Consider the following 263-nt stretch of genomic DNA (forward strand, 5'->3'; position numbering starts at 1 on the left):
TGGTTCCGGCTGAACTTCGACCAGGGCGGTTTTGCCTCGTTCGTCCTGCTGTGCGGCATCACGGTGAATGCCAGCATCTATGTCCTGAACGAGTACAACAGCATCCGACGTCGTTTCCCCCGTCTTTCCGCTCTTCGTGCCTACGTCAAGGCGTGGAATGCGAAGGTCGTTCCTATTTTCCTCACGGTAGTTTCTACCATTCTGGGATTTATCCCTTTCATGATAGGTGAGGACAAGGAGGCTTTCTGGTTTCCATTGGCGGC

At 53.6% G+C, this 263-nt stretch carries 1 protein-coding gene; it reads left to right on the forward strand.

What is annotated here, in order from left to right; genetic code table 11:
• Positions 1-263: hypothetical protein (locus DWZ67_RS20475; protein ID WP_243635168.1), on the forward strand; the 263-nt coding region annotated here is incomplete at both ends.

This window comes from Bacteroides sp. AF34-31BH, assembly GCF_003602795.1.
Lineage (GTDB): Bacteria > Bacteroidota > Bacteroidia > Bacteroidales > Bacteroidaceae > Bacteroides > Bacteroides uniformis.